This is a genomic window from Sesame phyllody phytoplasma, assembly GCF_018390775.2.
GTDB classification, from domain to species: domain Bacteria; phylum Bacillota_I; class Bacilli_A; order Acholeplasmatales; family Acholeplasmataceae; genus Phytoplasma; species Phytoplasma australasiaticum.
Genome location: NZ_JAHBAJ020000006.1, coordinates 14,981 through 31,383 on the forward strand (window position 1 = coordinate 14,981; position 16,403 = coordinate 31,383).

The window sequence follows — 16,403 nt, forward strand, 5'->3', positions numbered from 1 at the left end:
TTATTTAAATTTTAATAACCTAAATCTTTTAATTAAATATAGTTAAAAACTTTTATCAATCAATTTAGAAAGTTTAGGATCTTGAGCATATTTTTTATAATTCAATTTTTGCAAAAATTTTAAAGTAGTCGTAGGTACTAAATTTTTCATATCTTTAAAATTTCCTGTAATAAATAATTTACGAACTTGTGTTGCCGAAATCGGCTTAAAATCCCACATTAATCGAGGACAAACTACTAATTCTATTTCTGATTTAACCAAAATTTCTTGCATAATCACATTATATAAATTTGTTGTAGGTGAAAACGGTTCTTCTCCTACGTAACGTTTTTTAATACCTAAATTGCGAGCTATATAATTTTTAAAAATATGCGTGTCTAAAATAATTTGAGAACGAATCACTTTTTCCGGAGATGATAAAAAATAAGAAGGGAAAACATTTCTAGACACTAAATAATTACTACCTTCAACAATAAAAACATTTTTAATATTTTCAGTAAATAATTTTACCATTTCTTTACGTTGTTTATAAGAAAATAAAGATACATCTTCTTTAACCATAATAATATAAACTAAATCACTGTTATTAGATGCTGTTTCAACTAAATATTGATGCCCTTTAGTAAAAGGATTAGCATTCATAACTATAGCAGAGATATTCTTGAAATTAGATTTAATATTATTTTTTCGTAAATCCGATAAATAAGATAAATATTCTTCAAAACAATCATATCTATTAGTCAAAAAACCAAATTCTTCATTACAATAAATCATTCTAAAACCTAAGTATTTAAAAATAGCAAAATTAACAGGTTTTGTAAATACAAAAATTTCATTAAAATTATCTTGATAAATTCTTTTGATAATATAACTAATTAATGCATTAGACAAATTATAACCTTGATATTCCGGATCTACCGCTAAACATCGAATATTATTATAATATCGACCAACTACTCCGATTAATTTATCATTTAAATTCTTAATTATAACATATTCATGAACCAAATCATTTGTTAAGCCGTTTTGAAATAATAATTTTTGAATAGATAATATTTCATTAATATCTTTTTCAGTAACAATTTTTGGCATTTGATAATAACAAATATCTAATCACCTCTTCAAATAAGTGTCTATATTTTAGGTACAAAACATATTTCTTAATATTAAATCTATTCAACAAAAATAATAAAAGAAATTTAATTTAACTATACTAATTATTTTAACACTAAAAAAGCAAATTTTATAAATATTTATCAAAAAAATAAGTAATTTTTGATAATATAAAAAACAATAAGATATTACTTAAAATAAAATTAATAATAAAAATTCCTAAACAATAAGTCAAACAAATTAATAATATTTGATTATTAACATTTTTCACATGAAATAAATTAAAAAACCAATCATACCATACATTGCTTAAAGATAATTGCATATTGGCATAAACCCAATAACTGGAGATAAAAAAAGAACAACTCCTTAAAGAATATACCAATAATAAACCAAAAAAAATATTTTTTTTATTTTTAGTAATAAACACTTTTTTATTAATAAAAACTCCTACTAAACTCATTAATAAATCCGGTAAAATATAATCAAAAATACACGAAATAAATAATTGGATTTTATTCAATAAGAAAATTTGATTTAAAGAGATGAAAAAATTATAACTTTTTATTAAATGAAAAACAGCATATAAACAACAAATTAATAAATGAATTAAAAAACTATTATAAATACCTGATAAACACAAAATCACTAAAGAAATTTTAAATAATTGGCCACCCAAGGGCAAGTGTAAAAATGAAGTTAAAACTTTTCCAAAGACTAAATCTATAAAAATCACTAAAGATAAAAAATAACTTACTAAAACAACTTTACGTAATATACAATTATTCAACAAGCGCATAAACATAAAAAAATATTAATTACTTTTTCAAAACTATTCTCGTAATTAAATATTATTTTTTTTAAACTTTAAAAACTCCTTTATAAATTAATTCCAAAAAATAAATAATTGATGGATAAATCATACCTACACTCAGACCTAAAAATGCTCCAATAAAAGTACCTAAAGTAATTCCTAAAAGGCCTCTTCGTAAACTCATAAAACAAATGCCATTAATAATACCAAGAAACATAGATTTTAAAAAAATAATAGTTTCTTCTAATTCTTGTCGATCATTAATTTGAAATTGATATATTTTATGAAGATCAAAAACATTAGAAAAATTTATTTGATTATATTGATACACAGTTCTATTATTTAATTTCCATGAAATAATCAATAAAAAACCTAAAAAATTAACACTATAAATTAAAATAATAAACCATGACTGTTTCCAAAATTTACTATCTATTAAATATTTCCTAAAAATATCCCACTTTTTATTTAACAAAATTTATTATTTCCTCCTATATTACAAAATTATTATTAATCAATAATATCTAATTTAAATTTAAAAGCATTTTGAAAATTTTTTTTTAAAATTAATTGATCATAATTATCTTTAAATTCTTTTTTACGAAAATTAGTCAAATATTGACTATGCTCTATATAATTAAAATCGCAATTTTGCAATAATTGTATACGAGTTAAAGCGAATACATTATCTAATGCTCCAGCAAAAATAAATTTTTGCAACGATTCCTTATTTAAAACATTTTTTAATCTTATTTTAAAATCATCAAAATTTTCAAATTTTTTTATAGAACGTTCTTTTATAAGAGTACGGCATATTTCTAAACTAATATCTCTAATAAAATTTAAAGGTAAAAAAAGTTGATTATTTAAAATACGAAAATTACTAACATCACTATATAAAATATGAGGTTTTTGTATTTTAATATATTTTTTAATTTGTGATAACCACGTTCGAATATTAGCATAATCATCTGGATATTCTTCTGCATAAACTATACCAAAATAAAGTAAATAATTAGCTTTTAAATAAGCCATTCTATAACTTATTAAAGCATATGCTACACCATGACTTTTATTAAAAATATAATTAGAAAATTTTGCAATATAATCATAAACTTTACTAGCCATTTCATCTGTTCTCTGATACAAAACACTTTGAGTAATAAAACTTTTTTTTAAATTAATTTTAACAGATTCGGAAGATTTAGCCATAATCTGTCTCATAAATAAATCCGCTTGCCCCAAATTATAACCTGCAAACTCTGAAGCTATTCTCATCATTTGTTCTTGATACAAAACCACACCATAAGTATCACACAATATATTATCTACAATTTCTATATCAATAAATTTTGATTCTTGATTTATTCTATTTTTTATATAAAGATCTACAAATTTTATAGCACCAGGTCTATTAAAAGATAAAACAGCAACCAAATCTTCAAATGTTTTAGGTTTAAGGCGTTCAATAACTTTCCTAGCAGATAAAGATTCTAATTGAAAAATATAATTGGTATCTCCTTTTTGTAATATATTATAGGTATTAGAATCATTTAACGGTATATTTGATAAATCTATTTTGATTTGATTTGTTTGTTCAATTAAAGTAACAATTTTATTAATTAAAAAAAGATTTCGCAAATTTAACAAATCTAATTTAATAAAACCTAATTGTTCTAACTGTTTATGATCAAATTGCACACGATATAATATAACAGAATTATTAGAATTTTTTTTAATAGGTAAATGTTTAGATAAATCTAATTTAGTAATAATGACTCCAGAAGGATGAGTGCCAACTAATCTTGGAATACCTTGAATAATAGAAGCAAATCGAGAACAAATCGCTTTAGCATGAGATATATTGATTTCAATACCATTTTGGTTAATTAATTTTAAATCCATAAGAAAAGAATCTTTAGAATATTTCTGAAAAGTAATTAAATTAGCGATATGTTCAATTCCATATTTATCAACAAGATATTTAATCATTCTAGTAACCTGATCATCAGGTACATCTATATCAATATCAGGAACAGTTGTTCGTTGAAAATTTAAAAATCTCTCAAAAAGCAAATTATATTTTACAGGATCAATCTCAGTAATTCCTAAACAAAAACATAATAAAGAACCAACTGAAGAACCTCTTCCAGGCCCTATTAAAATTTTTTGATTTTTAGCATATTGTATTAAATCAAAAACAATTAAAAAAAAATCAACATAATTCATTTTTTTAATCAAAATTAATTCTTTTTGTAGTTGTTGAATATAAAAAATATGTTTTTTTATATTTATATTTTTTTGCAAATAATAAGTTAAAAAATTATTAGCTTTTTTTTGTAAATATTTAAAATTATCGCAATCTAAATCATGTTTAAAATCGCATACAGTTGAGGGAGGGGAAATATCATATTTAATTAATGGTAAAAATTTTTCTAAATCAAGAAATAATTCAAAATCATTAATATTGTAAAATTGATAACGTTCTTGAATTTGTTTATAGTCAATAAATTCAACATCCAAAGTAATTTGTTCATTAATTTGCTGAGGATTAATAAATTTTTTAATATTATTTTGATAATCATTTATTTTATATAAATATTGATAAATTAATTTTTCTTCCGAAACTAAATAATTAGTTTTATTAACTAAAACCACTTTTAAATTTAATTTTTTAGCTATATTTAAAAAAAAACCTGCATAATCTTGTAATAAAAAAGATTGTAACGAAAATCCAAAAAATAATTTTTTAATATTTTTTTGAAAAAATCGCAAAGTTTCAAAAATAAAAAGAGTTTTATTTTCATAAATGGTTAAATTCATAATTTCATCTTTTAAAATATCACATAAAATAAAATCTAAATTAGATAAAATGCAAAAAATACCATCTTGAAATTTTTGAAGATCCGTTACAGTTATTTTATTATTTAATTGAATAAAGTTTAAAATCTTAATTAAATTATTAATGCCATCATTATCAAAAGCATAAATTAAAAAACTAATTTTAATATCACGATATTTTAAAAGATCAAAATAAATATAAATTTGCACTCCTATAATAGGTTTAATTTTATATTCACGGCAAAACTTCATTAATTGAATCATCCCGTACAAGTTTTCGACATCACTTAAAGCTACAAAATCATATTTACTTTCGTACGCTTTTTTAACCAAAGATTCCACTGAATGAACACTTTTTTTAATGCTATAAAAACTTTGTAAATAAAAAACCCCTATCATAACACGCAAAACACTTTCTTACCAATAATCAATAACATTAAATACCCAAATAACTAATATATAAAAATCATTCTGATTATATAAAAAATTATATTATAATTAATAAATACTTTTTAATTAAAAATTTTTTTTAAATTTCGTTTATCATACTCCGTTTCAAAATAATTTAAAATATTATTATTTTCATCATGATTTAATATTTGAAATTCAGCAAAATAAAAAGATTCTAAAAATATTATAATCATATATAAATTATATTCTTGAGTAGGTAAAAACGATTCTTGTTCTTGAAGATAATACAATAAATGTTCTTGTAAAAATTCAATATTTATTGTTATTTCTGACAACGAAAATTGTTCTATAATTTTATCAGCTAATTTAATAATATAGATATTATCCATATTTTCATAATCCATATCAGAATTAATATGAGAATGATTTATGATTTTCAAAAAATATAAAAATAACTTTTTTATTTTACAAAATAAAAATAAATTGTTCATTATTATCAATCCTTCACTAATAAAATAGAACAACAAATTAATAATTAATTATTATAATATGATGATCCCTATGTTACTTTTTTAAATGAGGAAATAAAATAACATCACGAATATTAGAATTATCAGTTAATAACATGATTAAACGATCTATTCCTATACCTAAACCACCAGTTGGGGGCATACCGTATTCTAAAGCTTCTATAAAATCTTCATCTAATTCATGAGCCTCATCATTACCTAATGACTTTTGCAAGATCTGCTCTTCAAAACGTTTTCTTTGTTCTATAGGATCATTTAATTCACTAAAAGCATTGACCAATTCTTTACCAGCCACAAATAATTCAAATCTTTCTGTTAATTGTGAATTGCGCGGATGCACTTGAGCTAAAGGACTAATTTCTATAGGATAATTACAAATAAAAGTAGGTTGTATCAAATATGGTTCAACAAATTTCTCAAAAAAAGCAGATATAATATGACCTTTTTTGTAAAAATCTTCTAAAGTGATATCGTGATTTTTAGCTAACTTTTGGCATTCTAATAAAGACATATTCTGATTAAAATCAATATTAGTTTTTTGTTTAATAATCTCAATCATATCATATTTATAAAAGTGATCAAATTTAATCAAATTTCCTTGATAATTAAACTCTAACTTACCTAAAAGTTTATAACAAACTTCTTTCAAACATTTTTCAACTAAAGACATCATAGTATCCATATTGGCGTAAGCCAAATAAGCTTCTATAGTTGTAAATTCAGGATTATGACTAGCATCAATACCTTCATTACGGAATACTTTACCTATTTCATAAACGGCTTTCATACCGCCTATAATTAACTTTTTTAACGAAATTTCTGTAGCAATTCTTAAATAAAAATTAGCTGCTAAAGTATTATGATAAGTAACGAAAGGTCTAGCATTAGCGCCGCCAACACAAGAATTTAATACAGCTGTTTCAACCTCTAAAAAATTTTCACTATTAAAAAAATCTCTAAGAAAACGAATAATTTTAACTCTATCTACAAAAGTTTTACGAGCTTTAGGATTAACAATCAAATCTAAATAACGTTTTTTTCGCATTACCTCTTTATCTTGTAAGCCTTTATATTTATCAGGAAGAGGTCGCAAACTTTTGCTTAAAATAACTAATTTAAAAATTTTAATAGTCAATTCACCCGTATTCGTTTTAAATAATATACCTGTAACGCCAATAATATCTCCTAAATCCAACAAATTATAAATTTTAAATTCTTGTTCTGTAATGTTATCACGACGAATATAAATTTGTATATCAGATTCAAAATCACGTATGTTAGCGAAACCAGCTTTACCTTGTATTCTGTTTAAAATGATTCGGCCAGCTACAGAGACTAATATTTGATCTTTTTCCAATTGATTAGCTGTCCAAGAGTTATATTGAAACAATAAAGAACTAATAGATTCAGTTTCTATAAATTTATTACGAAAAGGTTCTACATTATTTTTTCTTAAATTATCTAACTTAACTCTTCTAATTGTTTCTTGTTCTGTCATATCTTCTTTATTCATATAATGTAAAAACTCCTACTTGGCAAATCATAACCCATATTATTATACTATTATAATTTTTTTTAAATTAACAATTGTAACATTTAAAATAAATAAAAAAAGAATCTTTTTTAAAAAAAGATTCTCCAGATAAGAAAATAATGTGCATAAGCCATGTTCTGTTCTTATTTCATCAATAAGTGTGATCATTTATCTCTATTTTTAAAATAGTATAAAAATTAATTTTTTATATTGCATAAAGGAAATATTAATTTTTATATGCCCCTACCTTTTTTTGGGTTGCTAGCTTGAGGGGTTTACCGCGTTTCACTTGATCATTTCTAATCAATTCGTCTCTGTGGCACTTTATTTTTACATTCATCAACTTATTTTACTTTATAAAAAAGTTATTAGAATTTCAAAGCCGTCATTTAAATAAATTTAAATGCCTTAAGTTATTTTTTTCTTAAGCACAAACACTACATACATTTCCCAAGATACGGATAGATTATTGGCGTTTCCTTGATAAGATTTGTTTTTCTATCAAATATTACCAACAGCCCCCGTCCAAACGGTGCGAGCAAGTTTCCAAGCACACCGCTTTCCGTAATTTATCTCTTTTTAGAGTTTAACTTCGTGTCACCACTGGTTAAATGCTTATTCTTGACCTTTTATTCTTTTCAAATATTCTAATATCATACATTTGCCGGTTGGCCTTATCACGATGACAAACCTGAAATAGTACAGTTTTTTTTGTTCATCATACTTCTCCAATTAGCATCTCTAACGGTTCCGACATGATGAGTTTATTATTTGTGAACGTATTTTTGGTGATATTTCTTTAGTTTATTTAAGTCCATATCATCTATTGTTCTCCCGTTGATTTCAGGTATTCCTGCTCTTTTATTAGTGGCAACCTTATTAAACGCGAGATAAGTATTAGTTAAGTTGTTCATTCCCCATTTGAGTTCTTGTTTTAATGGGTCTGGTTTTAAAGATTGGTCATGAATTTTATTCATTGTCCGAAGAAGATTCGATTTTAATAGTTCAAAATCATTTATAGGTTTTACCTATCCCTTATGCGGTCTCAACACGAATAAACAATAAATTACTTTCTTCTTTCGCCCTACGAGAGTCGTTATCTCTCTTCTTGGTAAGACGATTGTCTAGATTATTCCAAATCTAGGTTTACTCTTACGACTACTAAGAAGATTCTTTATCCTTAACCATCAGGACTTTTATTTCCTGATTTATAAATTTAATTATTTGGTTTTAGGATTCTCCAAGTTGCTCTAAATATCTACCTTGGTTCTTTAGGCGAAGTAACCATTAAGAAATGGTGAGATTCCAGATTTTAATTGATAAACTATCTAATCCACATACTAAATTGATAGACTCTGGACTGTCCATTTATAGTAGCTTACGAACAGGTTTGTTAATTACATCCTCTTTGTCTTCTTAGGCCATTACAGGCTTGTCCATGGAACCATTCGGTGGCGGAATCGTCTTGACTAGCTACTTCATCGCAATCCGCTTTTAAGAACTGCTGTAATTCCTGAGCGTTTCCATTCAGGAACCATTCTTACCCTTTCAGTGTTTATCGCACTGGTCATTGGTCAATTGACAAGATAATTAGGCCTCTTTGGCGCCCTATGTGCTAACATGGACTTTCCTAAATTAGAAATTTTTAATTTCAAAAAAATATCTAACTTCGATCACCTTCCATTATTCTTATCATCGATTATTTTAACAAATTTTTTTTAAAATTAAATATTAATTTAAATAATTATTTTTCCAAAATCAAAGATAAATCTATTTTACCTTTTTCATTAATACAAATACATTTAGCTAAAACTTTTTGTCCTATCGAAATAACATCTTCAACACATTCAACTTTCGCATTAGATAATTTACTAATATGAATAAATCCTTCGATCCCAGGAAAAATCTGAACTATAGCAGCAAAAGAATGACCACTTTTTTTATCATACAAAATTTTTATAACAGTAACTTCATACACTTTACCTATTTTTATTTCATCTACTAAATTCAAAATATAATTAGATACTTGATTAACAATACTTTCATTGTTATGCATAATAAAAATATTACCGTTTTGTTGAATATCTATTTTAACATTATCATAAGTCTCAATGATTTGATTAATAATTTTACCACCAGCACCGATAATATCACGAATTTTATCTACAGGAATATTAATCATCTTCACCTTTGGAACATAAACAGACATATGTTCTCGAGGTTTTTGAATAGCATTGTTCATCTTTTCTAAAATTTCTATTCTTCCTAAACGAGACTTTTCCAAAACTTCTTGTAAAATATTAAAACTAATACCTTCTATTTTAATATCCATTTGTGCAGCTGTAATACCTTTAATAGTACCGGCGATTTTGAAATCCATATCACCTTTTTGATCTTCTAAACCTTGAATATCGCTTAAAATAGCATAATTATCTTCGTTTTCAAAAAATAATCCCATTGCTAAACCCGCTACAGGTCGTAATAAAGGTACTCCTGCATCCATCAAAGCCATAGAAGCTGCACAAATAGTTGCCTGAGAAGATGAACCATTAGATTCTAAAATTTCCGATACTACCCTAATAGTATATGGAAAATCTTTTTCAATAGGAAGTACATTAGATAAAGCTTTTTTAGTTAACATTCCATGACCAATTTCTCTTCTAGAAGGCATCATATATTTACCAATCGAACCTACAGCAAAAGGTGGAGAATTATAATGAACAATAAAAGATTCTTTTTCTTCTTCGCTAAGATCATCTATTAATTTACATTCACTTAAAGCACCAATAGTAACCACCGCTAAACTTTGAGTTTCACCTCTAGAAAAAAGAGCTGATCCGTGAGTACGCGGCAAAACTCCTACTTCAGTTTGAATAACACGAATTTCGTTTAAAGTTCGACCGTCAATTCTTTTTTTTTCTTTTAAAACAATTTCTCTCATTATATCTGTGAATAAATCATTAAACATATGTGTAAATTGTTCTTTTGTTTTTTCCAATTTATATTGATGTTCACAAGCAACAATAAAATCTTTGGGTATATTAATTACAAATTCTTTATCTTCTATAAATTTTTCCCAAATAATATGTTTAATATTATTAATTTCATCCGAAAAAATCTTTTTAACAAATTTTTTATTAATTAATTTTTTAAAATTATTTTTAAAAATATCAAAATATTTAAATTTAAATTTATTAAACAAATCAATATTATAATTATTTATTGAATGAATATTTTTAACAATATTTAATTTTCTTTTAATTTCTTCCTGGAAACTACATAATTGTTTAATAAATTCATGACCAAATAACATAGCTGATATTAAATCTTTTTCTGAAATTTCTTTAGAACTAATTTCTATCATATTTAATTTATCTTCAGTACCACTTAATAATAACCATAAATCAGAAATATTTTTTTGTTGAGGATCAGGATTAATAATGAATTTATTATTAACTCGACCTACACATACTGCTGCAACAGCTTTATCAAAAGGAGCATCAGAAATTAAAGATGCTAAAGAACTACCTAAAATAGCAAAAATTTCATTATTACAACTATCATCATTACTTAAAATAGTATTTACAATTTGAATTTCTTTATTAAAATTCTTAATAAATAATGGTCTTAATGTTCTATCTATCAAACGAGCATTCAATATACCTGCATCAGAAGGTTTACCTTCTCTTTTAGAAAAATTTCCTGGTATTTTTCCTGCTGCATAAAATTTTTCTTGATAAAAAATCATTAAAGGTAAATAATCTAAAGAAACTTCATTATCACCAATAACCAAAACACTTAATAAAACAGTATCTTTATAACGCACTAAAATAGAGCTATTAGCTTGTTTAGCTAATTTATTAACTTCTATAATAAGTAAATTATTTTCAAAAGTAGTTTCAAACACTTTTAAAGTCATGAAAATCCCCTTTTTTTTCTAAAATAAATGCGACAAAACATCACAAACTACTTTTGAAAATAAAATATTAAAAATTTAAAATGGCGCCTATGCTAGGGATCGAACCTAGGACATTCTGATTAACAGTCAGATGCTCTACCAACTGAGCTACATAGGCTTAAATAACACTTATAATTACCTAAAAACCTTAAAAATGTACTTCTTAAGTTTCCGGTTTTGGTAGAGAATGAGGGGATCGAACCCCCGACCTTCTGCTTGTAAGGCAGACGCTCTCCCAGCTGAGCTAATTCTCTACTACAAATAATTCCGGGCAAACCCCTATCTTGGCAATCCAAATGAATTACTATTGTGGGGACCACAGGTCTTAACTGCTGTGTTCGGGATGGGAACAGGTGGAACCCCTGTGTTAAATCACCCGGAATCTCTCAAAACTAGGCAAATTCTAGTTATTTTCCATTATCATCAAAGTCGTTGGATCTATTAGTACTAGTCAGCTCCAAATATCACTACTCTTCCACTTCTAGCCTATCAACCTGATCGTCTTTCAGGGATCTCTTAGGGAAATCTCATCTTGAGGGAGGCTTCACACTTAGATGCTTTCAGTGTTTATCCATACTATACATAGCTACCCAGCTATGGCTCTGGCGAACCAACTGGTGCACCAGCGGTATATCCATCCCGGTCTTCTCATACTAGGGACAGTTCCTCGCAAATTTCCAACGCCCACGACGGATAGAGACCGAACTGTCTCACGACGTTCTGAACCCAGCTCGCGTACCGCTTTAATGGGCGAACAGCCCAACCCTTGGAACCTGCTCCAGCTCCAGGATGCGATGAGCCGACATCGAGGTCCCAAACCGCCCCGTCGCTGTGAACGCTCGGGGGCGATAAGGCTGTTATCCCCAGGGTAGCTTTTATCCGTTGAGTCACGGCCCTTCCATTCGGTACCGCAAGATCACTAAGTCCGACTTTCGTCCCTGCTCGACTTGTAGGTCTCACAGTCAAGCTCCCTTATACCTTTACGCTCTAAAAATGATTTCTGACCATTTTGAGGGAACCTTTGAACGCCTCCGTTACTTTTTAGGAGGCGACCGCCCCAGTCAAACTGCCCACCAAACACTGTCCCTCATAATCCACTTATGCAGGTTAGAAACTAAAAATCTCAAGAGTGGTATCCCACCGGTGACTCCCTTTAAACTAGCGTCTAAAGTTCTCTGTCTCCCACCTATCCTGTACATGAGATTTCCAATTCCAATATTAAGCTACAGTAAAGCTCCATGGGGTCTTTTCGTCCTGTCGCGGGTAACCGGCATTTTCACCGGTAATTTGATTTCACCGAGACTCTTGTTGAGACAGCGCCCAAATCGTTATGCCTTTCGTGCAGGTCGGAATTTACCCGACAAGGAATTTCGCTACCTTAGGACCGTTATAGTTACGGCCGCCGTTCACTGGGACTTCAATTCAATGCTTTGGGCAAGCCCGAACATCTCCTCTTAATCTTCCAGCACCGGGCAGGCATCAGCCCCTATACATCACCTTACGGTTTAGCAGAGACCTGTGTTTTTGATAAACAGTCGCTTGGGCCTATTCTCTGCGGCTTTTACTTTTTATCATAAAAGCTCTCCTTATCCCGAAGTTACGGAGTCATTTTGCCGAGTTCCTTAACAAGAGTTTTCTCGCGCGTCTTAGTATACTCTACCTTCCCACCTGTGTCGGTTTACGGTACAGGTAAAAAAATCATTAACCCTAGAAGCTTTTCTAGAAAATATGAACACAGTCACGTTACCCTCAAATCTCATTTTTTGGCAAGTAAGAAGACGGATTTGCCTATCTTCTCAAACTCGATTTTTCGACCCTAATCCAATAAAGGGCGTGCTTATCCTCTTTTGTCCCTCCATCAGTGATTTTTTTAGTGCAGGAATTTTAGCCTGCTGGTCATCGACTACGCATTGCTGCCTCGCCTTAGTTCCTGACTAACCCAGGGCGGACGACCCTGCCCCTGGAAACCTTGGGTTTTCGACGGATAGAATTCTCATCTATCTTTTCGTTACTTACACCGGCATTCTCACTTCTAACCTCTCCACTACTGCTTCCGCTATAGCTTCTACGATGTTAGAACGCTTCCCCTACCACATGTTCCTTAGCTATTACTAGCCGGAACATATCCGTAGCTTCGGTATAATGTTTAGCCCCGTTACATTTTCGGTGCAAAAATATTAGATTAGTGAGCTATTACGCACTCTTTAAAAGATGGCTGCTTCTAAGCCAACTTCCTAATTGTTTTAACGTTTTTACTTCCTTAACCACTTAACATTAATTTAGGGACCTTAGCTGACGGTCTGGGCTCTTTCCCTTTTGACCATGGACCTTATCACCCATCGTCTGACTGCTGGGATACGGTTCTTGACATTCGGAGTTTAATTGAGATTGGTACCCCGAGGTGGAGCCCGCACTCATTTAGTGCTCTACCTTCAAGAACTATTAAATACCCAACGCTAGCCCTAAAGCTATTTCGGGGAGAACCAGCTATCTCTGAGTTCGATTGGAATTTCACCTCTAGCCACAAATCATCCAAACACTTTTCAACGTGTCCTGGTTCGGCCCTCCATGACGTGGTCACGTCACTTCAGCCTGTTCATGGCTAGCTCACTTCAGTTTCGGGTCTATGACATACAACTAAACGCCCTATTCAGACTCGCTTTCGCTACGGCTACGTTCCTTCAAACTTAACCTTGCTCTATATCATAACTCGCCGGTTCATTCTGCAAAAGGCACGCCATCACTCTTAAACGAGCTTTGACTACTTGTAAGCACACAGTTTCAGGATCTATTTCACTCCCCTTCCGGGGTTCTTTTCACCTTTCCCTCACGGTACTAGTTCACTATCGGTCACCAAGGAGTATTTAGCCTTAGGAGATGGTCCTCCTATCTTCCAACAAGATTTCTCGTGTCTCGCCGTACTTGAGGATACCCTAGATTTTAACTTACCTCTACAGGATTTTCACCTTCTGGGATATAGCTTTCCAACTATTTCGAGTTAATTAAAATTTGGTAACTAGTTATTGGTATCCGGCTGTTCCGGATTCGCTCGTCACTACTACCGGAATCGTTATTACTTTCTGTTCCTGCAGTTACTTAGATATTTCAGTTCACTGCGTTCCTTTCAATCAGTTAGTTGCCTAACAATTGATACTATAACTTCTTATAGTAGGTTGCCCCATTCGGAAATCCACGGATCTACACTTATTTACAGCTCCCCGTAGCGTATCGCCGTTAATTGCGTCCTTCATCAGCTCTTGGTGCCTAGGCATCCACTGTGCGCTCTTATTTCCTTTAATGTTCCGGATAAATAACTATTATTTACCTAATTTTCAAAGAATTTGTGTTCTTACGAAACCTATAACTCTGGTGGGCCTAAATGGACTTGAACCACCGACCTCACGCTTATCAGGCGTGTGCTCTAACCAACTGAGCTATAGGCCCTTCGTGAAGTCACGAAGAAAAACTTAGTTGCCTAAGTCTTTCAAAACTGAAGATGATTGATTTTATTGGTTTCCTTAGAAAGGAGGTGATCCATCCCCACCTTCCGGTAGGGATACCTTGTTACGACTTAACCCCAATCATCGACCCTACCTTAGACGGCGCCCTCTCGAATAAACGAGTTAGGCTACCGTTTTGGGGTATTGCCAACTTTCGTGGTTTGACGGGCGGTGTGTACAAACCCCGAGAACGTATTCACCGCGACATGCTGATTCGCGATTACTAGCGATTCCAACTTCATGAAGTCGAGTTGCAGACTTCAATCCGGACTGGGACTGTTTTTGGGGATTGGCCAAGAACTTGCGTTTCAGCTACCCTTTGTAACAGCCATTGTATCACGTTTGTAGCCCAGGTCATAAGGGGCATGCTGATTTGACGTGATCCTCACCTTCCTCCAATTTATCATTGGCAGTCTCGTTAAAGTCCCCACCATAACGTGCTGGCAACTAACGATAAGGGTTTCGCTCGTTTTAGGACTTAACCTAACATCTCACGACACGAGCTGACGACAACCATGCACCACCTGTGTTTCTGGTAACCTCCACGATATTACTATCATTTTGCAAAAACATGTCAAGACCTGGTAAGGTTTTTCGGGTATCTTCGAATTAAACAACATGATCCACCGCTTGTGCGGAGTCCCGTCAATTCCTTTAAGTTTCATACTTGCGTACGTACTACTCAGGCGGAGTACTTAATGTGTTAACTTCAGTACCGGTTTAACCCGACACTTAGTACTCATCGTTTACGGCGTGGACTACCAGGGTATCTAATCCTGTTTGCTCCCCACGCTTTCGTGCCTCAGCGTCAGTTAAGACCCAGCGAGCCGCCTACGCCTCTGGTGTTCCTCCATATATTTACGCATTTTACCGCTACACATGGAATTCCACTCGCCTCTATCTAACTCAAGTTTAGCAGTTTCAATAGCCGGACAACGTTAAGCGTTGCCATTACACCACTGACTTACTAGACCGCCTACGCACCCTTTACGCCCAATAATTCCGGATAACACTTGCCCCTTATGTCTTACCGCGGCTGCTGGCACATAATTAGCCGGGGCTTATTCATCAAGTACCGGCAAACAAATGGTTCGCCATTTGCTTTTCTTCCTTGATAAAAGAACTTTACATACCGAAGTACTTCGTCATTCACGCGGCGTTGCTCGGTCAGAGTTTCCTCCATTGCCGAAAATTCCCTACTGCTGCCTCCCGTAGGAGTTTGGGCCGTGTCTCAGTCCCAATGTGGCTGTTCAACCTCTCAGTCCAGCTACACATCATCGTCTTGGTAGGCCATTACCCTACCAACTAACTAATATGGCGCAAGCCCCTCCTAAAGCATACCTATTACTAGGTCTTTTAAAAGATAAAAGATGCCTTTTATCTTCCTATCCAGTCTTAGCCACTGTTTCCAATGGTTATCCTCGTCTTTAGGGTAGGTTGCTTACGTGTTACTCACCCGTTCGCCACTAAAACCCGAAGGTTTCCGTTCGACTTGCATGTATTAGGCACGCCGCCAGCGTTCATCCTGAGCCAGGATCAAACTCTTCGTAATAAATCATTTAAATAAGTAATATTTACTTATTTAAATTATAGTAATATTTAAAATTTTTATGATATAAACATCATAATAAATAATAAAATATCATCTTCAGTTTTCAAAGAAGTAGTGATCAACTTAAATTACTATAATTTTACTTAATAT

Annotated in this window: 8 protein-coding genes, 3 tRNA genes, 3 rRNA genes and 1 other RNA gene; all 15 read right to left on the reverse strand. The window is 30.8% G+C overall.

Annotated elements, in window-relative coordinates; genetic code table 11:
* Nucleotides 1–42 precede the first annotated feature (42 nt).
* Entirely contained in the window at nucleotides 43–1,092 is a 1,050-nt protein-coding gene (gene citC / locus KHD59_RS01005) for a [citrate (pro-3S)-lyase] ligase (protein ID WP_193622089.1), read from the reverse strand.
* A gap of 151 nt (nucleotides 1,093–1,243) precedes the next feature.
* The gene (locus KHD59_RS01010) at nucleotides 1,244–1,918 is read right to left on the reverse strand and encodes a hypothetical protein (RefSeq protein ID WP_193622090.1); all 675 of its coding nucleotides are present in this window, start codon (nucleotides 1,916–1,918) and stop codon (nucleotides 1,244–1,246) included.
* Between the two features lie 55 nt (nucleotides 1,919–1,973).
* Entirely contained in the window at nucleotides 1,974–2,402 is a 429-nt protein-coding gene (locus KHD59_RS01015) for a hypothetical protein (protein ID WP_193622091.1), read from the reverse strand.
* Between the two features lie 35 nt (nucleotides 2,403–2,437).
* Nucleotides 2,438–5,167 (reverse strand): PHP domain-containing protein, encoded by a 2,730-nt coding sequence (locus KHD59_RS01020; RefSeq protein ID WP_213680410.1) that lies wholly within the window; start codon nucleotides 5,165–5,167, stop codon nucleotides 2,438–2,440.
* Between the two features lie 113 nt (nucleotides 5,168–5,280).
* Nucleotides 5,281–5,670: a hypothetical protein gene (locus KHD59_RS01025; RefSeq protein ID WP_054598483.1), complete on the reverse strand. Its 390-nt coding sequence runs from the start codon at nucleotides 5,668–5,670 to the stop codon at nucleotides 5,281–5,283.
* A 73-nt stretch (nucleotides 5,671–5,743) separates the two neighbouring features.
* Nucleotides 5,744–7,222: a lysine--tRNA ligase gene (lysS, locus tag KHD59_RS01030; protein ID WP_213680411.1), complete on the reverse strand. Its 1,479-nt coding sequence runs from the start codon at nucleotides 7,220–7,222 to the stop codon at nucleotides 5,744–5,746.
* Between the two features lie 142 nt (nucleotides 7,223–7,364).
* An RNA gene (rnpB, locus tag KHD59_RS01035) (RNase P RNA component class B) lies at nucleotides 7,365–7,762 on the reverse strand.
* Nucleotides 7,763–8,010: 248 nt separating this feature from the next.
* Nucleotides 8,011–8,220, reverse strand: coding sequence for a hypothetical protein (locus tag KHD59_RS01040; protein WP_213680412.1), 210 nt, complete (start codon nucleotides 8,218–8,220; stop codon nucleotides 8,011–8,013).
* Nucleotides 8,221–8,987: 767 nt separating this feature from the next.
* Nucleotides 8,988–11,162, reverse strand: a complete 2,175-nt coding sequence (locus tag KHD59_RS01045; RefSeq protein ID WP_213680413.1) for a polyribonucleotide nucleotidyltransferase — start codon at nucleotides 11,160–11,162, stop codon at nucleotides 8,988–8,990.
* Between the two features lie 81 nt (nucleotides 11,163–11,243).
* Nucleotides 11,244–11,319 (reverse strand) — tRNA-Asn (locus KHD59_RS01050).
* A gap of 60 nt (nucleotides 11,320–11,379) precedes the next feature.
* Nucleotides 11,380–11,455, reverse strand: a tRNA-Val gene (locus tag KHD59_RS01055).
* A gap of 11 nt (nucleotides 11,456–11,466) precedes the next feature.
* Nucleotides 11,467–11,582: ribosomal RNA gene (gene rrf / locus KHD59_RS01060) — 5S ribosomal RNA — on the reverse strand.
* A 39-nt stretch (nucleotides 11,583–11,621) separates the two neighbouring features.
* A 23S ribosomal RNA gene (locus tag KHD59_RS01065) occupies nucleotides 11,622–14,500 on the reverse strand.
* A 68-nt stretch (nucleotides 14,501–14,568) separates the two neighbouring features.
* A tRNA-Ile gene (locus KHD59_RS01070) sits at nucleotides 14,569–14,645 on the reverse strand.
* 78 nt (nucleotides 14,646–14,723) lie between these two features.
* Nucleotides 14,724–16,253: ribosomal RNA gene (locus tag KHD59_RS01075) — 16S ribosomal RNA — on the reverse strand.
* The 16S, 23S and 5S rRNA genes sit together here with 3 tRNA genes alongside, the layout of an rRNA operon.
* Between the last annotated feature and the right edge of the window lie 150 nt (nucleotides 16,254–16,403).